The organism is Pseudomonas sp. S2_E01, from assembly GCF_054668365.1.
The window spans coordinates 5,516,560-5,536,819 of the sequence record NZ_CP162762.1 but is presented as its reverse complement, the minus strand read 5'-3'; the positions used below and the strand labels follow the sequence as shown (position 1 = coordinate 5,536,819).

Below are 20,260 nucleotides of genomic sequence, written 5' to 3'. Positions count from 1 at the left end.
ATGTCTTTGTTCAAACAGCTGTTGATCGCAATCTGTCTGTTCCTCGTGGTCGCCTTCACCGGCAGCTTCATGGTCAGCCTTGAAAGCTCGCGTACCCAATACGTCAACCAGCTGCGCTCACATGCGCAGGACGCCGCGACAGCGCTGGCGCTGTCGTTGACGCCGAACATCGATGACCCGGCGATGGTCGAGCTGCTGGTCAGTTCGATTTTCGACAGTGGGTATTACGCCAGCATCCGCGTGGTCGATCTGTCGAACGACAAGACGCTGGTCGAACGCAACGGCATTCCTTCGGTGAACAACGTGCCGGACTGGTTCGTCAAGCTGATCGGCCTGGAACCGGCCGGTGGGGATGCGATTGTCAGTCGTGGCTGGGAGCAGGCGGCGCGGGTCGAGGTGGTCAGCCACCCGATGTTCGCTATCGCCAAGTTGTGGCAGAGCGCGCTCGGCAGCCTCGGCTGGCTGCTGCTCTGCGGCGCGGTCAGTGCGGCACTGGGTGCGTTGCTGCTGCGCCGGCAATTGAAGCCGCTGGACTACATGGTTCAGCAATCCCATGCCATCGCCCGCCGGGAATTCCTCAGCCTGCCCGATCTGCCGCGCACCCCGGAATTGCGTCGGGTGGTCCAGGCCATGAACCAGATGGTTGAAAAGCTCAAGGCGTTGTTTCAGGAGCAGGCCGAACGCAGTGAAAAACTGCGCGACGAGTCTTATCGGGATTCGTTGACCGGGTTGGCTAACCGACGGTATTTCGAGATGCAGCTGAATGCGGCGGTGAGCAATCCCGAATCGGCCAGTTCGGGTTACCTGATGCTTTTACGGGTCAAGGATCTTGCCGGGTTGAATCAGCGCCTCGGGGGCCAGCATACCGATGAGCTGCTCAAGGCGGTCGGCCTGCAGCTATCCCGTGAATGCGCCAGGCATCCCGAGACGTTGAACCTGGTGACGCGGGTTCGCGGTGGCGAATTTGCCGTGCTGGCGCCGGGGCTGATGCATGCCGAAGCGCTGCAACTGGCGCAACACCTGGACCTGGCCCTGACCAGTTTGCATGCGACGGGCGCCACCGATGTGGCAGCAGTGGCCTACATTGGCCTGGCGCCGTTCAAATTTGGCGATGCACCTCAGGCGGTACTTGGCCTTGCCGACCAGGCCCTGGCCCAGGCAGAAGGCCAGGGTGATTCGAGATGGGTGTGCCTGGATCACAGCGCACCTTCCACCCTCGCCGACGATCATCACAGCTGGCACCGTTTGCTCGATCAGGCGCTGAACCAGCGTCGGTTCGAGTTGTATTTCCAACCCGTGGTGGCCAGCCAGGACACGACGTTGGTGCTGCATTACAAAGTGCTGTCGCGGCTGATCGACGATCAGGGCGAGGCGATTCCCGCTGGTCGGTTCTTGCCGTGGCTCGAGCGTTTCGGCTGGGCCGCGCGGCTGGATCGCCTGATGTTGGAACAGGTGCTTGAGCACATGCCAGGCCATCAGGCGTCACTGGCGCTGAACCTGTCGTCGGCGACGCTGACCCATCCGCAGGCGCTGGGGAAAGTCTTCGACATCCTGCGCGCCCATTCCAACCTCGGTCCAAGGCTGATCCTGGAAATCGGCGAAGAACAATTGCCAGAACAGGCCAAGCTGGAAGACCTGATGCGACGCCTGCGCGAGATTGGTTTCTCACTGGGCCTGCAACACTTCGGCGGGCGCTTCAGCATGATCGGCAACCTGGCCCGCCTGGGGCTGGCGTATCTGAAAATCGATGGCGTGTACATCCGCGCCATCGATCACGAGAGTGACAAGCGCTTGTTTATCGAGGCGATCCAGCGCGCGGCACACAGCATCGACCTGCCGTTGATTGCCGAGCGGGTTGAGACCGAAGGGGAGCTGGCGGTGATTCGCGAGATGGATATTTTTGGTGTGCAGGGGCAGTTGGTTGGGGAGCCAAAGCCCTGGGAGTGATTCCGCAAAGGCTTTGCCCTCCTCAAGGACAAAAATCCGAAGCTAGATCAGCCCCAGATCATCCTCATCCACAAGATGAGCCAAACCGCCCAGCGCTTCCCGCGCCTGGTAGCGATCTGACAGCTTGGTTTGCGCGGCGGCTGGAAGGTCGGTGACGCGGATGACGCCCTTCTCGATCAGCACTTGGATCAGGTCGTCGATGACCCGGATCATGTCCAGGTCGCTCTGTTTCAATTGCTTGAGCTGTTTGATCTGCTGCGATTGTTTCTGGCTGGTGGCCATCAACTTGCTGGCAAACCATTCCTGCAGGTCGGGGTGATCGGCCGGCAGGGTTTCGGTGGATTCGGCGTACGCTTGGGCTTCGACGCGCATCAATTGGCCGGCTGTGTCGCGTTGCACGTAGAACATTGAGCATCCCTCACACGTTGAGCAGCGTCATCCTGTCAGCAGCATAGGCGAAATAAGCCATATGGTTATTCGCTAACGGTATTTAAATTAAGCTTCTTATATCTATAAAGTCATCCCCCTGCGTACCTGCCGACCAATCGGCGCGCCGCACGACACGAACCAACACGGGACCTCCGTGAGTTTCTGATCGACGTGCGCGCCTTTGAGCGTGCCGTGCGTGGGAGTAATTTTATGTCCGCCGTTTGCGAAACACGCAATATCGCACCGCAAGCCTTCGAGATCCGCCCGTTCAACGGCGTCGTGGGTGCCGAAATTGTCGGCCTCGACCTGTCCCTCCCGGTCAACGACCAGGACTTTGCTCGCATCCATCGCGCACACCTGGAACATCATGTCGTGGTCTTCCGCGACCAGCGCATTACCCCAGAACAACAGATCGCCTTCAGCCGCCGTTTCGGCGTGTTGCAGATCCACGTACTCAAACAATTCCTGCTGACCGGGCACCCGGAAATCCTCATCGTTTCCAACATCATCGAAAACGGCCAGTCCATCGGCCTGGGTGACGCCGGCAAATTCTGGCACTCGGATCTTTCCTACAAGGAACTGCCCAGCCTGGGTTCGATGCTGCATGCTCAGGAGTTGCCCTCCGAAGGCGGCGACACCCTGTTCGCCGACATGCATAAAGCCTGGGACAACCTGCCCGACGCGTTGCGCAAGGCCGTCGAAGGACGCTCGGCGGCGCATTCCTACACGGCACGCTACAGCGAGACCAAGTTCGAGGGCAATTGGCGCCCGACCCTGACGCCGGAGCAACTGGCCCAGGTCGCCGAAGTCGTTCATCCGATCGTGCGCACGCACCCGGAAAACGGGCGTAAGGCGTTGTTCGTCAGCGAGGGTTTCACCACCCGTATCGTCGGTTTGCCTGAGGACGAGAGCAAGCACCTGCTCGATGAGCTTTATGCCCACAGCGTGTTACCGCACAACATCTACCGCCACCAATGGCAGCCCCACGACCTGGTGTTCTGGGACAACCGCTCATTGATCCATCTCGCCACAGGTTGCCCAAGCCATCTGCGCCGCAAGCTGTATCGCACCACCATCCAGGGCACCAAGCCGTTTTAAGGGAGCTGATCGACATGAACGCCCCATTGCCAGGCCACACGGTCAGCAACCCGAACGCCACAGCCCAGGCGCTGTTGTCGGTCGATAACGTCAGCCTCGAGTACCGCACGCCCCAACGGGTGGTTCGAGCGACCCATCAAGTCAGTTTCGAGATCGATCCGGCGGACCGTTTTGTCCTGCTGGGGCCATCCGGATGCGGTAAATCGACCTTGCTCAAGGCTGCAGCCGGATTCATCCAGCCGGTCGAGGGTGAAATCCGTCTGCAAGGCCAGCGCGTCGATGCGCCGGGGCCGGACCGGATCGTCGTATTTCAGGAATTCGATCAGCTGCCGCCGTGGAAAACCGTCAAACAGAACGTGATGTTCCCGTTGCTGGCGTCGAAAACCCTCAAGCGCAAGGAAGCCGAAGCCCGAGCGCTGCATTATCTGGAGAAGGTCGGGTTGGCGGCATTCGCCGATGCCTATCCGCACACCCTCTCGGGCGGCATGAAGGCGCGCGTGGCCATTGCCCGGGCCTTGGCCATGCAGCCAAAAATCCTGCTGATGGACGAACCCTTCGCCGCGCTCGATGCGCTGACTCGGCGCAAGATGCAGGAAGAATTGCTGCTGCTCTGGGAAGAGGTGCGGTTCACGTTGCTGTTCGTCACGCACTCCATCGAAGAAGCATTGGTGGTGGGCAATCGCATCCTGTTGCTGTCACCGCATCCGGGGCGCGTGCGGGCGGAAGTCCACAGCCATCAATACGATCTGCACAGCCTGGGTGGCGCGGGGTTTCAGGAATCGGCGCGGCGCATTCATCGGCTGTTGTTCGATGAAGGCCCGTCAGAGCAAACCGAACGCGAACTGGATTTCACCGATATCCGCATCGCTTATTGAGCCAGTTGAGAGGAGGGCCCGATGAGCCATTTATCATCCCCGCGTGAAGAATTCGAAAATGTTCTGCCGCCACTTGCCAACGTGCCGCTGGAGCGTGAACTGCCGCTGGGCCAGCGCCTGTGGCAACAGGGCTGGATTCGCAAAGGCCTGATCCTGATTCTGTTGGCGGTGCTGTGGGAAGCCATCGCCCGTTACCAGAACAACGACCTGCTGCTGCCCAGCTTCGTGCAGACCGCCCAGGCGCTGTATGGCGGGCTGGCCAGTGGCGAATTGCTCGGTAAGGTGTGGATTTCCCTGGTGGTGTTGGTCAAGGGCTACCTGATCGGCATCGTTCTGGCGTTTGCCCTGACCACCCTGGCGGTGTCGACCCAGTTGGGCCGTGACCTGCTGAGCACGCTGACCTCGATGTTCAACCCGTTGCCGGCCATTGCCTTGTTGCCGCTGGCGCTGTTGTGGTTCGGGCTGGGTCAGAACAGCTTGATATTCGTGCTGGTGCATTCGGTGTTGTGGGCTCTGGCGTTGAACACCTACGCCGGCTTCCTCGGTGTTTCGGAAACCCTGCGCATGGCGGGCCGCAACTATGGCCTCAAGGGCATGCGTTTTGTGCTGTTCATTCTGATCCCGGCCGCGCTGCCATCGATCCTCGCCGGGTTGAAAATCGGTTGGGCGTTCGCCTGGCGCACCTTGATTGCGGCGGAACTGGTGTTTGGCGCCACCAGTGGCAAAGGTGGACTGGGCTGGTACATCTTCCAGAATCGCAATGAGTTATACACCGACAAGGTGTTCGCCGGGTTGGCGGTGGTGATCCTGATTGGGTTGCTGGTTGAAAATCTGGTGTTCGATTCGCTGGAGCGGGTGACGGTGAAGCGGTGGGGGATGCAGCGGTAGGTGTTGCCTGCTCGCGATGGGCCGGTGCAATCACCACCCGTTTTGCTAGCATTGCGCTCAAATCAATCCCCATTGCCAATGAGTGCTCAGCATGCAACTCCCGGACATCAACCTTTTGGTCGCCCTCGACGCCCTGCTCGACGAAGGTAGCGTGGTGGGCGCGGCGCGGCGGATGAACCTCAGCCCGGCCGCCATGAGTCGCACGTTGACGCGCATTCGCGAGGCGATTGGCGATCCGATTCTGGTGCGCGCCGGTCGTGGCCTGGTGCCGACACCCAAGGCGCTGGAGTTGCGTGAACAGGTGCGCGATGTGGTGGAGCAGGCCGCCAGGCTGTTTCACTCGGCGCGAGTGGTGGACCTGGGCAGCTTGCGCCGGCGCTTCAGCATCCGTGCGAACGACTTTTTTGTCGGGGTTTACGGCGGCAAGCTGTCCGACACCCTTGAGCGTCAGGCGCCGCATTGCGAGCTGCGTTTCGTCCCGGAAGGTGATGGCGATGATGAGGCGTTACGCGAAGGGCGTATCGACCTGAACGTCAGCAACAACCGTCCGCTGATGCCGGAAGTGAAGGTGCAAAATCTGTTTTCCACACAGTTTGTCGGCCTGGTGCGCGAGGATCACCCGCTGCTGGACGAGGAGATCACGCCCGAGCGTTTTGCCACCTTTTCCCACATCAGCGTGTCCCGGCGCGGCATCGCTCGCGGACCCATCGATACGGCGTTGAATGCCCTTGGCCTGGATCGCCGGGTCGCGGTGATCGCCCCGAGTTTCCATGCGGCGATGTTCGCATTGCCCGATTCTGACCTCATTCTGCCAGTGCCGCGCGAAACGTTGCTGAGCGTGCGCCGCCTGGGCTTGAAATTGCGTTCGTTCACCCTCCCGGTCCCGCTGCCAACCCTCATGCTGACGCAAGCCTGGCACCCGCGATTCGACAATGACCCGGCACACCGCTGGCTACGCGAAACGGTAAAAGCCTGCTGCGAGGAAACGTGGTTGGCCGCCCAAGGTTGATGACTGCAATGGTCGTTAACACCTATGGATGGTGTTGCGTCTGACACTGAGGTGTCAGGCTGTGCGCCTCGGAGCGCGACACAACATCGTTGTGTCTGGTGCACTTATACATTGCCGATAAGTCAGTTTTCGTCAGTGGTGGGCGTCCGTAAACTGCCAACCTATTCATTTTGGAGTCTTGAACCGATGACCTCCCTGACGGCCTCGGCGCCGTTGGCCGCGCCCGCACAATTGGGCCTGCGGACCATTATTGGCCTGGTGGGCGTGTTGCTTGCCGTGCTGGTGTCGGGCCTCAACGAGATGGTCACCAAGGTCGCCCTCGCCGACATTCGCGGGGCCCTGGCCATCGGCTACGACGAAGGCACCTGGCTGGTCGCCAGTTACACCGCTACCTCGGTGGCCGCAATGGCCTTCGCGCCGTGGTGTGCCGTAACGTTCTCGTTGCGACGCTTCACCCTCTGCGCCATCGGCCTTTTCACCTTCCTGGGCGTGCTGTCGCCGTTTGCCCCGAACTACGAAAGCCTGCTGCTGATGCGCACCTTGCAAGGCCTGGCGGGCGGTGCATTGCCGCCCATGCTGATGACGGTGGCCCTGCGTTTTCTGCCGGCCAACGTAAAGCTATATGGCCTGGCCGGTTATGCCTTGACCGCCACGTTCGGCCCTGGACTGGGCACGCCGTTGGCGGGTTTGTGGACCGATCATGTCGGATGGCAATGGACGTTCTGGCAAATCATCGCACCGTGCCTCATTGCCATGGCGGCGGTGGCCTATGGCATCCCCCAGGACCCGGTGCGTCTGGAGCGTTTCAAGCAATTTAACTGGCGCGGCGTGGTACTGGGTTTTCCAGCGATCTGCATGTTGGTCATCGGCATTTTGCAGGGCAATCGGCTGGACTGGTTCGAGTCGAGCCTGATCTGCGGCTTGCTGGGCGGCGGGCTGGTTTTGCTGGTGCTTTTCCTTTTCAACGAATGGTCACAACCGATTCCGTTCTTCAATCTGCAGATGCTGGGCATCCGCAACCTCTCGTTCGCCTTGCTGACGCTGGCCGGCGTATTGGTGATCCTGCAGGCGGTGATCATCCTGCCTTCCAGTTACCTGGCGCAGGTTCAAGGATATCGCCCCGTGCAGACGGCACCGATCATGTTGCTGGCGGCCTTGCCGCAGTTGATCGCACTGCCGTTGGTAGCGGCACTGTGCAACCTCCGTTGGGTGGATTGCCGCTGGGTGTTGGGGGCCGGCCTGAGCATGCTGGCGCTGTCCTGCATCGGCGGCTCGCAACTGACGTCGGTGTGGATTCGCGACGACTTCTACGCGCTGCAACTGCTGCAGATTTTCGGCCAGCCGATGGCGGTGCTGCCGTTGTTGATGCTCTCCACCGGCAGCATCACGCCAATGCAGGGGCCGTTCGCCTCTTCGTGGTTCAACACCGTAAAAGGCCTGGCAGCGGTGATCGCCACAGGCGTGATCGAGACGCTGACCACTTCGCGGCTGCACTTTCATTCGACCATGTTGGTGGACCGCCTCGGTCATTCGCCGATGGTCGATGGCGATAGCGCGGGCTTGGCCCATCGGCTGCACGAGCAAGCCGTGGTGCTGACCGCTTCGGACCTTTATCTGTGCATGACCGGTATCGCCGGCGTGCTGATGCTGTTGATTTTCTGGCTGCCGACCCGGATTTTTCCGCCGCGCGCGCCGACGTGAATGCTCCACTGGAACTGAAGGTTTTTATGATGACTCAATCAAAGAAAAAGTGGCTGTAGCCATCGCCGCCGTGGTGGCGGTGGGCGTGCTGGTCTATGTCCTGGCGCCGGGACTGTTCGGCAAACGCACCCAACAGAACACCAATGATGCCTTTGTTTCCGCTGACTTCACCCTGGTGGTGCCGCGTGTCGCCGGGTTCATCAAAGAGGTGTACGTGGAGGACAACCAGCAGGTCAAGGCCGGGCAATTGTTGGCGTTGATCGATGATCGGGACCTGCGCGCCGCCGCCCAGGCGGCCGACGCCGAAACACTGGTCGCGCGGGCGCAACTGCAAAACGCGAGGGCGACGCTGGAGCGCCAGGTGTCGGTGATTGCCCAGGCGCAAGCTTCGGTCGTGTCGGCCAAGGCGGAACTGGCTTTTGCCGAACATGAATTGAAACGCTACAACCACCTGGCCGGCGTTGGCGCGGGCACGGTGCAGAATGCCCAGCAAGCCAGCTCGCGGATCGAACAGGCCACGGCCAGGCTGGCGAATGCCACGGCGGTGCTGGCAGCCGAACGTAAACAAGTCGAGATCCTCACGGCGCAGCGTGATGCGGCCGACGGGGGCTTGAAACGCGCACAGGCGGCGCTGGAAATCGCCAGCTTCGAGCTGTCCTACACTCGCATCGTCGCCCCGCAGGACGGCATGGTCGGCGAGCGCGCAGTGCGCGTTGGTGCGTATGTCACGCCCGGGAGCAAGCTGCTCGCGGTGGTGCCGCTGACCCAGGCCTATGTGGTCGCCAACTTTCAGGAAACCCAACTGACCGACGTGCAACCAGGGCAGGACGTGCAGGTGCGCGTCGACAGCCTGGGCGGTGCGGCGCTGTCCGGTCGCGTCGAGAGCATCGCACCGGCCACCGGGGTGACCTTTGCCTCGATCAAACCGGACAACGCCACCGGGAACTTCACCAAGGTGGTACAGCGCATTCCGGTGAAAATAGTGCTGGAGCCGGGGCAGCCGTTGGCCGATCGGTTGCGGGTGGGGATGTCGGTGGAGGCGATTATTGATACCGCTGGAGGCGGCAAGCGTGAGGTTGTGCAGCGATGAAGATTATTGCTGGCCGCTCTGGCTTCATCGCGGGCAAGCCCGCTCCCACACGAGCACCGCTGTACCTGTTGAAGCAGGCTTGTCCAATCGTCGCACCGTCGCGATGGCGCCATCAGCCCCCACTCATCGTCGGCGCCTTGCTGGCCATCAGCTTGTCAGCCTGTACCCTTGGGCCTGACTTTCACAAACCCGAATCCCAGCCCATCAGCCAATGGTCAAAACCTGAGCAGCCGGCCCCCAGCCAAGCCGTTGCCGAGACCATGAACGAGCGCTGGTGGGAGGTATTCCAGGACGCCAAACTGTCGGCCCTGACCCAGCGTGCACTCACCCGCAACCTGGACCTCAAGCTTGCCAGCAGCCGCTTGCAGCAGATCCGTGCCGTGCGCCAGGTGATCACCGCCGAGCGTTACCCGAACACGGCGGCCACGGCCAGCTACGGACGCAAGCGCAACAGCAGCGAAGGCTTGAGCGACCCATCGGGGCACCAGGGGAAATCGGCTTTCAACTTGTGGGACGCGGGCTTTTCCGCCTCCTGGGAGCTGGATTTCTGGGGTCGGGTGCGCCGTGAAACCGAAGCGGCGGATGCGACCCTCGAAGTCGCCGAAAATGACCAGCGCGGTGTGCTGTTGTCGGTGCAAGCCGAAACCGCTCAGGATTACATTCAACTGCGCGGCGTGCAAAACACCCGGGCGGTCACCGAACAGAACCTGGAGGTCGCAAGGCACAGCCTGAAGCTGTCGCGGCTGCGTTTGGCTGACGGTGTGGCCACGGACCTGGACGTTGCAGAGGCTGCCGCGCAGGTGGCTGCCATCGAATCGCGCCTGCCGGCATTGGAGCAACGCCAGTCGCAATTGATCAACGCGCTGAGCTTGTTGATGGGCGAACCGCCGCAAGCGCTGCAAGCCGAATTGTCCGCTGACGGCCCCGTTCCACAGACCCCGCGCCAGGTAGCGATCGGCCTGCCCTCGCAATTGGCCGAGCGCCGGCCGGACATTCGCCAGGCCGAAGCGCGCCTGCATGCCGCCACAGCGAACATTGGCGTGGCCAAGGGTGACTTCTATCCGCGTATTACGTTGTCCGGCAACTTCGGTTCCCAGGCAATGCAATTGAGCGATTTTGGCTCCTGGAGCTCGCGCTCGTTCGGCATCGGCCCGCAGATTAGCCTCCCGCTGTTTGACGGTGGTCGCCTTCGCGGCGTGCTGGAACTGCGTGAAGCCCAACAACAGGAGGCCGCGATTGCCTATCAGCAAACCGTACTGCGCGCCTGGCATGAAATCGACGATCAACTGACGGCCTACAACGCCACTCAACTGCGCCGCGACAGCCTCGCCGAAGCGGTGCGGCAGAACCAGATCGCCCTGAGCACTGCCAAGCAGCAGTACGTGGAAGGCGTGGTGGATTTCGTCAACGTCCTCACCGTGCAAGCCGAGTTGCTGGCGACGCAGCAGCAATGGGTCGAGAGTTCGACCGGCGTGTCGCTGGCGATGGTCGGGTTGTACAAGGCGTTGGGTGGCGGGTGGGAGTCCGTGTATCCATTGGCGGCGCAACGCTAATCGTTTTGCCAAGTGGCTGCGTTAAGTGTAATGATAATTGCTATCAATCACGCGCATAGAATCACACCATGGACGCAGCCACTGGCGGCAACGATTCCCTTCATCGTCTTTACCGCGAGAACCATGGCTGGCTGCAAGGCTGGTTGCGCAAACGCCTGGGCGACCGGGAGCACGCGGCGGACGTGGCGCAGGATACCTTCCTGCGCCTGCTGGTGTCGGGTCGCATGCCCGGCCCGCAGGAAAGCCGCAGTTACCTGACGCAAATTGCCCGCAATCTAGTGATCGATCAGTGGCGCCGCCTGCGGATCGAGCGCGCCTATCTGGAAAGCATCGCGCATCTGCCGGAGCCGGAATCGCCTTCGCTGGAAACCCGAGCCCTGATCCTTGAAACCCTGATGCAGATCGACGCGATGCTCGATCGCATGCCGGATAACGTGCGCCAGGCTTTCCTGCTCTCGCAATTCGAAGGGATGAGCTACGCGCAAATCGGCGAGCGGCTCGGGGTCACGGTCAGTTCGGTGCAGAAGTACATGACCCGGGCGATTCTCGCCTGTTATCAGTTGGTCTACGAGTCATGAGTCGCGCCCACGACGCGCCCATTGATCCGGTCATTGTCGAGCAGGCGAGTGAATGGCTCATGCTGCATTGGGGCGATGATCTGAATGCCGAGAAGCGCCAGGCCTTCGTGCTGTGGCAACAGGCTCATCCAGAGCACCAGCGTGCCTGGCAGCGCTTGCAGCAACTCCAACAAACCTTCGGCTCGGTGCCGGCGCAATGTGCACGGGCGGTCTTGCGCGACAGCCCTGACCCGCAGCGCCGCGCTGCGCTGAAGATGCTCGGTGTGCTGCTGGTCGCGGGTGGGAGCGGATACCTGCTGCAAAATCAGGTGGCCTGGCGCGCTACCTTCGCCGAGCACCGCACCGCCACAGGCGAGATTCGCCACATGACCCTGGGCGATGGCACCCGGCTGGACCTCAACAGCGACAGTGCAGTTGATCTGCGTTTTACCGCGCAGGAGCGTCGGATCAAATTGATCAAGGGCGAAGTGCTGCTCACCAGTGGACACGACCCGATCCGGCCGCTGATCGTGGAAACCGCCGGCGGCGATGTCCAGGCGTTGGGCACGCGGTTTTCCGTACGTGAAATGGATGACGGCGCGCTCGTTGAACTGTACGAAGGGCAGTTGCGCATCAGCCCCAGACGAGGCACGCCAGTGCTCATGGATGCCGGCCATAGGCTGTGGTTCAACGCTGGCGGAACCGGTTCGATGCATCCGGCAAGCGTCACTGCCAGCAGTTGGAGCCAGGGCCGCCTGGTGGCCGAACGGCAGCCGCTCGGGCTGTTCCTGGCGGAGCTGGCGCGTTATCGGCCGGGTTGGATTCGCTGCGATGAGTCGGTCTCGCCGTTGCTGCTGACCGGCGTATTTCCACTCGATAACACCGACGCGGTCCTCGCCGCGCTCGAACGTACCTTGCCGGTGCAAGTGCGGTCCGTGACCCGTTACTGGGTGACGGTGAAACGCCGCACCTGAAGTCGCAAAAAAATTTCTCACAAGCGCTTGTCGGTTTTCTTGCCCCGTTCGGGATACCTCTTGAAAGCAAATCAAGAAGCATTCTCATACGGAGTTCCAGAATGCCAACACAGAAGACTTTTGCGCTTGATGGCGTCTTGCGTCGCAGCGTATTCGCTACCTTGCTGGCCACCACGCCACTGGTGCCAAACCTGGCCTGGGCCGAAGACGCCGCCGTCAGTCAGGCACGCCAGTACACCATTGCCGCCGGCAACCTCGATCAGGTTCTGAATCGTTTTGCCAGTGAGGCGGGCATTCTGCTGTCGGTGGATGCGCAGCTCACCGAGGGCAAGCGCAGTGCCGGTCTTCAGGGGCGTTTCGATGTGAGCCAGGGTCTTGAACGGTTGCTGGCGGGCAGTGGCTTGCAGGCCGTTTTTGCCCAGGGTGGCTGGTCCTTGCAGCCGATCTCGCAAGATGGCCCTCTGCAGTTGGGCGCTACCCGTGTCAGCGCGCCCGAGGCGCGGGAAAATGCCTGGGGCCCGGTCGCGGGCATCGTCGCCAAGCGTAGCGCCACCGGCACCAAGACCGATGCCGCGCTGGTGGAAATCCCGCAGACGATCAACGTCGTCACCGCCGCCGAAATCAGCTCGCGCAACGCGCAAAGCGTGACCGAAGCCCTGCGCTACACGCCGGGGATTACCGGCGGTGGCTTCTCCGACCGGGTAAAGATTTTCGATGAGCCAACCTCGCGCGGCTTCTCGCCGACGCCGCTGTACCTCGATGGCCTGCACCTGCCGTATGGCGGTGGCAGTACCGGTGGTGCATTGCAGATCGAGCCCTACTCGCTGGAACGCATTGAAGTGCTCAAAGGCCCGGCGTCAGTGTTGTACGGACAGAATCAGCCGGGCGGCATCGTCAATCTGGTCAGCAAGCGCCCGACCGCAGAGGCCCTGCACCAGATCAAGTTCGAAGCTGGCAGTTACGATCACAAGAGCGCCGCCATCGACCTCGGTGGGCCGCTGGACGACGAAGGCAAGTATCTTTATCGCCTGACGGCCCTGGCCAACGACAGCCAGGATGAAATCGATTACGTCAAAGACAAGCGTCAGTTCATCGCCCCGAGCTTCACCTGGCGCCCCACTGACGACACCAGCCTGACCCTGTTCGCCCAGTACCAGAAAGACGAAGGTGTTCCTGAGGCGCAGGGACTTCCGGCCGTGGGTACGTTGTTCGATAACCCCAATGGCAAGATCGACCGCGACCTGTTCCTCGGCGAGCCTGGCGTCAATGACTATCACCGCGAGCAGTACGCCTTCGGCTACGAGTTTTCCCATCGCCTGAACGACGTCTGGACCCTCAAGCAAAACGCACGATATGCGCGGGTCAACGACCACTACACAGCGCCCCTGCATGGTTACCGCTTCGTCGCCAACCCGATCACAGGGCAGAACGATCAGCGCTACCAGACCCGTTACGGCGTGAACTGGCAACAGGACAACAAGGTGTTCGGTGTGGATAACATCGCTCAGGCCGAGTTCGACACTGGGCCTCTCAGCCATACGGCAATCGTCGGTGTCGACTACTACCACTTCAACTCGAAGTTCGACGGTCTGTATGACTACAACCCGCCGATCATTGACCTGTTCACGCCGGTCTATGGTCAGTCGCTGAATTTCAGCAACAACAATCGCTGGGACAACACCATCACCCAGACCGGTTTGTACGCGCAGGACCAAATCAAACTCGACCAGTGGGTCTTCGTGCTCGGTGGTCGCTACGATTGGGCCGAAACCGATAACAAACAGCCGCTGACAGGTGTGCACAGCAACAACAAGGACGAGAAGTTCACCGGGCGTGGTGGCATCGTCTACCTGTTCGATAACGGCATTGCACCTTTTGTCAGCTATTCGGAGTCGTTCCTGCCAATGACGGGCACCGATGTACGGGGCAGCGCCTTCGACCCGTCCACTGGCAAGCAGTACGAGGCGGGTGTGAAGTACCAGCCGCCGGGCCAGAACAGCTTTGTGCAGATATCCGCCTACGAGTTGGAACAGGAAAACATCCTGACCACGGACCTCGCCAATCCCGGCTTCAGTGGCCAGACCGGCGCCATTCGCTCCAAGGGGATCGAGTTCGAAGCCAAGGCCGAGGTCACCGAATCCCTGCGTGTGATCGCCTCGGCATCGCGTAACGATATCAAGTACACCAAGGACAACGACGGTCGAGAGGGTCGCCACCCGGCGAGCAGTCCGCCGCTGACGGCGGCAATGTGGATCAACTACACGGTGCTGGGCGACACACCGTTGGCCGGAGTCGGCGCCGGGGTCGGCGCGCGGTATGCCCGCAGCAACTATGGCGATGATTACGAGGGTTCCTTTCAGATTCCTTCCTACACCGTGTACGACGCGAGCCTGACGTACGACCTGGGCATGTCTGCCTTTCGTCTCAAGGGGGTGAAACTGGCGTTAAACGTGAAAAACCTTACGGACAAGGAATACGTCGCCAGTTGCAGAAGTGAGTGGGATTGCTACTACGGAGAGGGTCGGACGGTGGTGTCGAGCGTGTCTTACGATTGGTAACCCGGGCTGTGCTAGCCGGCATCCAGGCGCGATGCCGGCATCCGGCCTAGACTTTTGGGTCATGAGCGAAGTGGTCGTCGCCGCACACACCGCTATCGCGAGCATGCTCGCGATTGATCGCAAAGCGGTCGCTCAACTTTTCCCCAGGAGCCCACTATGCAATCCCCAACCCACAGCCTGCCCTCGCTCTTCAAGCAATTGGGCCTGCCCAATGATCCGGTCAGCATTGACCAATTCATCACGTCCCATTCCCCGCTCAAACCCGACCTGCACCTGGCCGACGCTTTTTTCTGGAGCCAGAGCCAGGCGGCGTTTCTGCGCGATGAAATACTGGATGACGCCGATTGGGCGGAGGTTGTGGACCAGTTGAACGTGCTGCTGAGGAAGGGGCGGGTACAGGGTTGCTGATCGGATAATTGTTTCAAAACTTGACCGGATTTCCCGGTGGATGTCATATTGATAGTTAGCAAACTAACAGTGTGTCCTTTATCCCGTGCCCAAAAACCTCGACGCTCTCCAGATGAACATCAGCAGTGCCATGGTGGTGGCCGCCCGGCATTGGCGGAAAATCTGCCAGACCACACTGGTCAACTACGGCATCTCCGAAGCCTGCGCCGTCCCTTTGTTGATGATCGGGCGATTGGGCGAGGGCGTGCGTCAGGTGACAGTGGCACAGGCTGCCGGGATGGAGAGCCCGTCGTTGGTGCGCCTGCTCGATCAGCTGTGTCACGCCGGCTATGTGCGGCGCACCGCCGATGCCCAGGACCGTCGCGCCAAATGCCTGAGCCTGACGGACACCGGCCGCGAGCTGGTGCAGGCGGTGGAGGTCGAGCTGGTACGCTTGCGTCACGAAACGCTCGCCGGTATTCCCACCAGTGATTTGGAAGCCGCATTGCGCGTATTAAAAGCCTTTGAGGCGGCCAATGCCCCAGCCGTGGTGACACCTTGAGCGGATTTTTCGCCGGCGTTCCCCCGGCCCGCGACTGGTTTTACGGCGTGCGAACCTTCGCGGCCTCGATGATCGCGTTGTACATCGCCCTGCTCATGCAAATGCCGCGTCCGTACTGGGCGATGGCCACCGTCTACATCGTCTCCAGCCCCTTCGTCGGCCCGACCAGTTCCAAGGCGCTGTACCGCGCGATCGGGACATTCATGGGCGCGGCAGCAGCGGTGCTGTTCGTGCCGATGTTCGTGCAAAGTCCCTATGTGCTGGTACTCGTCATTGCCCTGTGGACCGGGATCCTGCTGTTCCTGTCCATGCACCTGCGCACGGCCAATAACTATGCGCTGATGCTGGCCGGCTACACACTGCCGCTGATTGCGCTGCCGGTCGTGGATAACCCGCTTTCCGTATGGGACGTGGCAGAGGCACGCACGGAAGAAATTTTTCTCGGCATCGCTGTTGCGGCGGTCGTCGGCGCGATGTTCTGGCCACGCAGGCTGGCGCCAGTGTTCAGCGACTCGGTGAGCAAATGGTTTGCCGATGCCTCGACGTACAGCCTGCGCTTCCTCAGTCGCAACGTGCAGCCCGAAGAAATCAGCGCGTTGCGCTCATCAATGGTCGCCACATTCAACACCCTGGAATTGATGATCGGCCAGTTGCCCCACGAAGGTGCCCGCCCTCAGACCGTGCGCAATACCAAGGAGCTGCGCGGGCGAATGATTCACCTGCTGCCGCTGATCGACGACCTGGATGACGCGCTTTACGCCCTTGAGCGGCGCACGCCAGAGCTGGTAGACCGGTTCGCGCCGTTGCTCGCCGCCACCCGGCAATGGCTCGAGTACAAGGACGCGGACATCGGGCGCTGGCAAGCATTGAAGGATCAACTCGAAGCGCTGCAACCGTCTGCCCGGGCGCTGGATGATCGCAAGCAACTGCTGTTTTCCAACGCCCTGTATCGACTCGGCGAGTGGATCGATCTGTGGCAGGACTGTCGCAGCCTGCAATACGCCATCCAGTGCGAAAGCCAGGACAGCTGGCATGCGGTCTATCGGCATTGGCGACTGGGGCGGTTGTCGCCGTTCCTGGACCGTGGGCTGATGCTGTATTCGGCGGCGTCCACGGTCACCGCGATCATCGTCGCCTCGGTGCTGTGGATTCTGCTCGGCTGGACCGACGGTGGCGCTGCAGTGATTCTCGCAGCGGTGGCGTGCAGTTTCTTCGCGTCGATGGATGACCCGGCTCCGCAGATCTACCGGTTCTTTTTCTGGACCGCGATGTCAGTGGTATTCGCCAGCCTTTACCTGTTCCTGGTACTGCCCAACCTGCACGATTTCCCGATGCTGGTACTGGCGTTTGCGGTGCCGTTCATTTGCATCGGCACGCTGACGGTCAAGCCGCAGTTCTACCTGGGCATGCTGCTGACGCTGGTCAACACCTCGTCCTTCATCAGTATCCAGGGCGCCTACGACGCGGATTTCCTCAGCTTCGTCAACTCCAACCTGGCAGGTCCCGTGGGTTTGCTCTTCGCCTTTGTCTGGACGTTGATCGCCCGGCCCTTTGGTGCGGAGCTGGCGGCCAAGCGCCTGACCCGTTTCAGCTGGCGCGACATCGTCAGCCTGACCAAGCCGGCGACCCTGGCCGAACACCGGCAGTTGGGGGTGCAGGTGCTTGATCGGATGATGCAGCACTTGCCGCGCCTGGCCATCACCGGCCAGGACACCGGCATCGCGCTGCGCGAAGTGCGTGTTGCGTTGAACCTGCTCGACCTGCTGGCCTACACCCCGCGCGTGCTGGGTGTTCCACAGGTGCTGCTGCATCAAGTGGTGAACGAGGTCGGCGAGTATTTCAAGGCTTGCCTCAAGGCCGATGAGCGCCTGCCTGCCCCGAGCGCGTTGCTGATGTTGATGGACCGTACGCGCCGCGCCCTGGATCGCGAGTGTGATGACGGTGCGCGCCTGCACCTGCTGCACGCCTTGAGTGGCCTGCGCCTGGCCTTGCTGCCCGGCGTCGAATTTGTCGGCAGCGCAGAACCCGAAGAACCGCTTCCCCATGGCATCGATGGAGCGCCTTTATGATCGGTGATCTGGATATCAGTGGGGTGTTCCTGCCCACGCTGCTGGTGCTGATGGGCATTACCTACCTGATTTACCTGCTGGTGCACGGCCTGCTGACGCGCCTGCATTTTTACCGCCTGGTCTGGCACCGGGCATTGTTCAACGTGGCTCTGTACGCCTTGCTGCTGGGCGCTGTGGATTCACTCAGCCGATACCTGATGACATGAAAAAACCTTTTTTGACCCTCGGCCGTGTGGTCCTGACGCTGTTGATCGTGAGCTTCGCGGTCGTCGTGGTCTGGCGCATGGTCATGTATTACATGTTCGCCCCCTGGACCCGTGACGGGCACATCCGTGCCGACATCGTGCAGATCGCGCCGGATGTGTCCGGGCTGATCCAGCAAGTGGAAGTACGGGACAACCAACCGGTCCAGCGTGGCCAGGTGCTGTTCAGCATCGACCAGGACCGCTTCAAGCTGGCTTTGCGCCAAGCCAAGGCCTCGGTCGCCGATCGCCAGGAAACCCTGGCCCAGGCCCAGCGCGAAGCCAAGCGGAACAAGGGGCTTGGCAACCTTGTGCCGGGCGAGCAACTGGAAGAAAGCCAGTCGCGGGTGGCCCGTGCCGAAGTGGCGTTGATGGAAGCGCAGGTGGCGGTGGACAGCGCCCAGCTCAACCTCGACCGCTCGACCATTCGCAGCCCGGTGGACGGCTACGTCAACGACCGGGCCCCGCGTCCCCAGGAGTTTGTGACCGCCGGGCGTCCGGTGTTGTCGTTGGTGGACAGCAATTCATTCCACATCGACGGGTATTTTGAAGAAACCAAACTGGACGGCATTCACGTTGGCCAGAGCGTCGACATCCGTGTAATCGGCGACAACGCTCGCCTGCGTGGCCATGTTCAAAGCATTGTCGCCGGCATCGAAGACCGTGACCGCACCAGCGGCAGCAACCTGCTGCCCAACGTCAACCCGGCATTCAGCTGGGTGCGCCTGGCGCAACGGATTCCGGTGCGGATCGCCTTCGACGATGTGCCACCGGACTTCCGCATGATTGCCGGGCGCACTGCCACCGTGTCGATCATTGACGACAAGGAGTCGGCAAAATGAGCAAGGCCTCGGGTTTGGCGATCGCCGGATTAGGCTTGCTGTTGTCGGCGTGTCAGACGGTTGGGCCGGATTATCACGTACCGCCGGAGGCGGCCGTCCAGCGTGCAGATTTGCAGGGTGAACTGGCGGTCAATGGTAAACCGGTGGTCTCAGCCCCGGTGCCGGCCGATTGGTGGCGCTTGTATCAGGATCCGCGACTCAATCAATTGGTCCAGCAGGCGCTGGCGTCCAACACTGATTTACGTGTGGCCGCTGCGAGCCTGCTGCGGGCACGCGCCCAAGTCGATCAGGCCGAGGCCGCCGGTGGCTGGAGCGGTGGTATCAAAATGGGTGCCCAGCGCTTGCAGGAATCGGGCGAAGCGTTCCTGTTGCCGGAAAAAGTGCCGGTGGCCAACATCGGTGATATCGGCATCAGCGCCTCCTATCAGTTCGACCTGTTTGGCACGCTCAAGCGCGGCATCGAAGCCGCCAAGGCCAATGCCGATGCAACCCAGGCGGCCGCCGATACCGCACGCATCACCCTGGTGGCCGATGTGGTGCGGGCCTACACCCAGGTGTGTGCGGCCAACGAGGAGCATGAGATTGCCCAGCATTCCCTTGATCTGCAGTCGCAAAGCACCACGTTGATCCAGCGGCTGCGCGATGCCGGTCGGGGTGACGAAACCCAGGTCACCCGTTCGCAAACCCAATTCAAATCCCTGCGCGCCGAGATGCCGCGCTACGAGGCGGCGCGCCAGGCAGGGCTGTACCGTCTGTCGATGTTGCTGGCCACGCCGGTCGATCAGTTGCCGGCCGGCACCGCGACGTGTGCAGAACTGCCGAAGATCGCCCAGTTGATACCGGTGGGCGATGGCGCTTCGCTGCTCAAGCGTCGTCCCGATATTCGCCAGGCTGAACGCCGATTGGCCGCCGCGACTGCCGGGATCGGTGTGGCCACCGGCGAGCTGTACCCGGACATCCGCATCGGCGCGACGATCGGCACTGTCGGTCTTCTGGAAAACCTCGGTGAGCCTTCCGCCAATCGTTGGGGATTCGGACCTTCGCTGACCTGGAACGTGCCGACCAACGGCGCCAGGGCGCGTATCCGTGAAGCCGAAGCCGTGACCCAGGCGACCCTGGCCCACTTCGATGGGGTGGTGCTCAATGCCATCCGTGAAACCCAGACCAGCCTGGCGCAGTACTCGGCATTGTTACAGCGCCGCGAGGCCCTGGCGGATGCCGAGCAATCGGCGAAGCTGGCCGCCGACCAGACGCACCGCTTCTTCCAGGCGGGCCGCGAATCGTTTCTCGCCGACCTGCAGGCGACCCGCACCTACACCGATGTCACCGCGCAACTGGCCGCCGCCAATACCCAGGTCGCGCTGAGCCAGATCGATTTGTTCCTGGCGCTGGGTGGTGGCTGGGAAAGCGGACGAACGCAAGGTTCGAACGCCAGCAAACCCTGAGGCCGTTGCTATGCTTTGACTTGATGAGGTCGCG

18 protein-coding genes are annotated in these 20,260 nt (G+C 61.6%); 17 read left to right on the top strand and 1 reads right to left on the bottom strand.

Features of this window, described 5'->3' with window-relative positions; translation table 11 throughout:
- A complete protein-coding gene (gene lapD / locus AB4O36_RS25490) occupies nucleotides 1-1,947 on the top strand; it encodes a cyclic di-GMP receptor LapD (RefSeq protein ID WP_460119222.1) in 1,947 nt (648 codons plus the stop codon).
- Between the two features lie 42 nt (nucleotides 1,948-1,989).
- Here the strand turns inward: lapD and AB4O36_RS25485 are convergent, their stop codons facing one another.
- Nucleotides 1,990-2,355, bottom strand: coding sequence for a tryptophan synthase subunit beta (locus tag AB4O36_RS25485; protein WP_460119220.1), 366 nt, complete (start codon nucleotides 2,353-2,355; stop codon nucleotides 1,990-1,992).
- Between the two features lie 231 nt (nucleotides 2,356-2,586).
- Here AB4O36_RS25485 and AB4O36_RS25480 point away from each other — a divergent pair, with 231 nt between their 5' ends.
- The 16 genes from AB4O36_RS25480 to AB4O36_RS25405 all read left to right on the top strand — a co-directional run bounded on the left by AB4O36_RS25480 (nucleotide 2,587) and on the right by AB4O36_RS25405 (nucleotide 20,226).
- Nucleotides 2,587-3,474: a TauD/TfdA dioxygenase family protein gene (locus AB4O36_RS25480; protein ID WP_460119219.1), complete on the top strand. Its 888-nt coding sequence runs from the start codon at nucleotides 2,587-2,589 to the stop codon at nucleotides 3,472-3,474.
- A 14-nt stretch (nucleotides 3,475-3,488) separates the two neighbouring features.
- Entirely contained in the window at nucleotides 3,489-4,349 is an 861-nt protein-coding gene (locus tag AB4O36_RS25475; RefSeq protein ID WP_460119216.1) for an ABC transporter ATP-binding protein, read from the top strand.
- A 21-nt stretch (nucleotides 4,350-4,370) separates the two neighbouring features.
- On the top strand, nucleotides 4,371-5,237 hold the full coding sequence (locus tag AB4O36_RS25470; RefSeq protein ID WP_460119214.1) for an ABC transporter permease: 867 nt from the start codon (nucleotides 4,371-4,373) through the stop codon (nucleotides 5,235-5,237).
- Between the two features lie 91 nt (nucleotides 5,238-5,328).
- Nucleotides 5,329-6,246 (top strand): LysR family transcriptional regulator, encoded by a 918-nt coding sequence (locus AB4O36_RS25465; protein ID WP_460119212.1) that lies wholly within the window; start codon nucleotides 5,329-5,331, stop codon nucleotides 6,244-6,246.
- Nucleotides 6,247-6,432: 186 nt separating this feature from the next.
- Complete coding sequence (locus AB4O36_RS25460; RefSeq protein ID WP_460140561.1) at nucleotides 6,433-7,947, top strand: MFS transporter; 1,515 nt, start codon at nucleotides 6,433-6,435, stop codon at nucleotides 7,945-7,947.
- A 37-nt stretch (nucleotides 7,948-7,984) separates the two neighbouring features.
- On the top strand, nucleotides 7,985-9,037 hold the full coding sequence (locus AB4O36_RS25455) for an HlyD family secretion protein (protein WP_460142177.1): 1,053 nt from the start codon (nucleotides 7,985-7,987) through the stop codon (nucleotides 9,035-9,037).
- Nucleotides 9,034-10,590: an efflux transporter outer membrane subunit gene (locus AB4O36_RS25450; protein ID WP_460140560.1), complete on the top strand. Its 1,557-nt coding sequence runs from the start codon at nucleotides 9,034-9,036 to the stop codon at nucleotides 10,588-10,590. Before AB4O36_RS25455 ends, AB4O36_RS25450 begins: the two co-directional genes overlap by 4 nt.
- 68 nt (nucleotides 10,591-10,658) lie before the next feature.
- A complete protein-coding gene (locus tag AB4O36_RS25445; protein WP_460140559.1) occupies nucleotides 10,659-11,168 on the top strand; it encodes a sigma-70 family RNA polymerase sigma factor in 510 nt (169 codons plus the stop codon).
- Nucleotides 11,165-12,121 carry a FecR domain-containing protein gene (locus tag AB4O36_RS25440; protein ID WP_460140558.1) on the top strand — a complete coding sequence of 319 codons (957 nt, stop codon included), beginning with the start codon at nucleotides 11,165-11,167 and terminating at the stop codon, nucleotides 12,119-12,121. Before AB4O36_RS25445 ends, AB4O36_RS25440 begins: the two co-directional genes overlap by 4 nt.
- Nucleotides 12,122-12,222: 101 nt before the next feature.
- On the top strand, nucleotides 12,223-14,679 hold the full coding sequence (locus AB4O36_RS25435) for a TonB-dependent siderophore receptor (RefSeq protein WP_460140557.1): 2,457 nt from the start codon (nucleotides 12,223-12,225) through the stop codon (nucleotides 14,677-14,679).
- A gap of 156 nt (nucleotides 14,680-14,835) precedes the next feature.
- Nucleotides 14,836-15,087: a DUF2789 domain-containing protein gene (locus tag AB4O36_RS25430; RefSeq protein WP_460119199.1), complete on the top strand. Its 252-nt coding sequence runs from the start codon at nucleotides 14,836-14,838 to the stop codon at nucleotides 15,085-15,087.
- Nucleotides 15,088-15,199: 112 nt separating this feature from the next.
- On the top strand, nucleotides 15,200-15,628 hold the full coding sequence (locus AB4O36_RS25425) for a MarR family winged helix-turn-helix transcriptional regulator (protein ID WP_460140556.1): 429 nt from the start codon (nucleotides 15,200-15,202) through the stop codon (nucleotides 15,626-15,628).
- Complete coding sequence (locus tag AB4O36_RS25420) at nucleotides 15,625-17,697, top strand: FUSC family protein (RefSeq protein ID WP_460140555.1); 2,073 nt, start codon at nucleotides 15,625-15,627, stop codon at nucleotides 17,695-17,697. The genes AB4O36_RS25425 and AB4O36_RS25420 overlap by 4 nt, the downstream gene beginning before the upstream one ends.
- Nucleotides 17,694-17,903 carry a DUF1656 domain-containing protein gene (locus tag AB4O36_RS25415; protein ID WP_392893187.1) on the top strand — a complete coding sequence of 70 codons (210 nt, stop codon included), beginning with the start codon at nucleotides 17,694-17,696 and terminating at the stop codon, nucleotides 17,901-17,903. The genes AB4O36_RS25420 and AB4O36_RS25415 overlap by 4 nt, the downstream gene beginning before the upstream one ends.
- Nucleotides 17,900-18,781 (top strand): efflux RND transporter periplasmic adaptor subunit, encoded by an 882-nt coding sequence (locus AB4O36_RS25410; protein WP_460140554.1) that lies wholly within the window; start codon nucleotides 17,900-17,902, stop codon nucleotides 18,779-18,781. The genes AB4O36_RS25415 and AB4O36_RS25410 overlap by 4 nt, the downstream gene beginning before the upstream one ends.
- Nucleotides 18,778-20,226: an efflux transporter outer membrane subunit gene (locus AB4O36_RS25405; RefSeq protein ID WP_460119191.1), complete on the top strand. Its 1,449-nt coding sequence runs from the start codon at nucleotides 18,778-18,780 to the stop codon at nucleotides 20,224-20,226. Before AB4O36_RS25410 ends, AB4O36_RS25405 begins: the two co-directional genes overlap by 4 nt.
- The last annotated feature ends 34 nt before the right edge of the window (nucleotides 20,227-20,260 follow it).

Bases quoted from the DNA above. Each gene is read 5' to 3' on its own strand.
- lapD (WP_460119222.1), top strand. From the start codon at position 1: ATGTCTTTGTTCAAACAGCTGTTGATCGCAATCTGTCTGTTCCTCGTG.
- AB4O36_RS25485 (WP_460119220.1), bottom strand. From the start codon at position 2,355: ATGTTCTACGTGCAACGCGACACAGCCGGCCAATTGATGCGCGTCGAA.
- AB4O36_RS25480 (WP_460119219.1), top strand. From the start codon at position 2,587: ATGTCCGCCGTTTGCGAAACACGCAATATCGCACCGCAAGCCTTCGAG.
- AB4O36_RS25475 (WP_460119216.1), top strand. From the start codon at position 3,489: ATGAACGCCCCATTGCCAGGCCACACGGTCAGCAACCCGAACGCCACA.
- AB4O36_RS25470 (WP_460119214.1), top strand. From the start codon at position 4,371: ATGAGCCATTTATCATCCCCGCGTGAAGAATTCGAAAATGTTCTGCCG.
- AB4O36_RS25465 (WP_460119212.1), top strand. From the start codon at position 5,329: ATGCAACTCCCGGACATCAACCTTTTGGTCGCCCTCGACGCCCTGCTC.
- AB4O36_RS25460 (WP_460140561.1), top strand. From the start codon at position 6,433: ATGACCTCCCTGACGGCCTCGGCGCCGTTGGCCGCGCCCGCACAATTG.
- AB4O36_RS25450 (WP_460140560.1), top strand. From the start codon at position 9,034: ATGAAGATTATTGCTGGCCGCTCTGGCTTCATCGCGGGCAAGCCCGCT.
- AB4O36_RS25445 (WP_460140559.1), top strand. From the start codon at position 10,659: ATGGACGCAGCCACTGGCGGCAACGATTCCCTTCATCGTCTTTACCGC.
- AB4O36_RS25440 (WP_460140558.1), top strand. From the start codon at position 11,165: ATGAGTCGCGCCCACGACGCGCCCATTGATCCGGTCATTGTCGAGCAG.
- AB4O36_RS25435 (WP_460140557.1), top strand. From the start codon at position 12,223: ATGCCAACACAGAAGACTTTTGCGCTTGATGGCGTCTTGCGTCGCAGC.
- AB4O36_RS25430 (WP_460119199.1), top strand. From the start codon at position 14,836: ATGCAATCCCCAACCCACAGCCTGCCCTCGCTCTTCAAGCAATTGGGC.
- AB4O36_RS25425 (WP_460140556.1), top strand. From the start codon at position 15,200: ATGAACATCAGCAGTGCCATGGTGGTGGCCGCCCGGCATTGGCGGAAA.
- AB4O36_RS25415 (WP_392893187.1), top strand. From the start codon at position 17,694: ATGATCGGTGATCTGGATATCAGTGGGGTGTTCCTGCCCACGCTGCTG.
- AB4O36_RS25410 (WP_460140554.1), top strand. From the start codon at position 17,900: ATGAAAAAACCTTTTTTGACCCTCGGCCGTGTGGTCCTGACGCTGTTG.
- AB4O36_RS25405 (WP_460119191.1), top strand. From the start codon at position 18,778: ATGAGCAAGGCCTCGGGTTTGGCGATCGCCGGATTAGGCTTGCTGTTG.